Here is a 1,059-nt window from a genome sequence, read left to right as displayed (position 1 = left end):
GAACCATTTAAGCCAGAAGGCGCTGTAGGTTTCGGTAAGCTTCGTACTGATCACATGTTTTTGATGGATTATCGTGATGGTCAATGGTGCGATCCGCGCATAGTCCCTTACGGCCCATTTGAAATGGCACCAGGTGCAATGTCATTGCATTATGGCCAATCGATTTTTGAAGGCGCGAAAGCCTTTATGCACGAAGACGGTGAGATTTACACCTTCCGCTTAAACAAAAATGCTGAACGTATGAACCGTTCTGCCGATATCGTGTGTATTCCGAATATCGATGAAAGCATGCAAATAAAGGCAATCAATGCCCTTATTGATGTAGACCGTTTATGGTTCCCGCAGCAACAAGGCGCGTGTTTATACATTCGACCTTTTATTTTTGCAACAGAAGACCGTTTGTCTGTTAGCCCTAGTCAACAATATACATTCTGCGTAATGCTAAGCCCATCTGGAGCTTATTATGCTTCCGGGGTTAATAATGGTATTCGCTTGTTAATCAGTACTAAGTACCACCGTGCAGTGTCTGGTGGTACAGGTGCTTCAAAAGCGGCTGGTAACTATGCTGCCTCACTGCGTGCTGGCAAAGCCGCTGCAGAATATGGCGCATCGCAGGTATTGTATTTAGATTCAACCAATACTCAAATTGAAGAAGCTGGCGCGATGAATCACTTCCACATTTTAAAAGATGGCACTGTGATTATTCCGACATTCACTGACACCATTTTAAAATCCATTACCTCTCAATCCATTATGGAACTTGGGGATATGCTGGGTTGTGAAGTGAGACAAGAAACGGTCATGTTAGATAAGTTCATTGCTGATATTGAAGCGGGTGAAATTATTGAAGCGGGTGGATTTGGTACAGCTGCGGTGGTATCGCCTGTAAGTTCATATATTTTTGAAGATGGACGAGTTATCACCGTTGGTGATGGCAAAGTGGGTCCTAATATTCAGCGCATTTATAAGCTGTTCACTGAGCTGCAAAAAGGCCATGTTGCTGCACCGCAAGGCTGGGTAAAACGCGTTGAACGTGTTGCACCGTAGTTTATAGTTTAT

1 protein-coding gene is annotated in these 1,059 nt (G+C 43.9%); it reads left to right on the top strand.

Annotation, left to right across the window (positions count from 1 at the left end; genetic code table 11):
- The coding region (locus tag H5202_RS23165) for a branched-chain amino acid aminotransferase (protein WP_182774072.1) at positions 1-1,047 on the top strand (1,047 nt) is incomplete at its 5' end.
- Positions 1,048-1,059 lie beyond the last annotated feature (12 nt).

This window comes from Shewanella sp. SG41-4 (assembly GCF_014164505.1).
In the GTDB taxonomy this organism is placed as follows: domain Bacteria; phylum Pseudomonadota; class Gammaproteobacteria; order Enterobacterales; family Shewanellaceae; genus Shewanella.
Note: the sequence above shows the minus strand (reverse complement) of the source record. Positions and strands in the feature narration are given on the sequence as shown.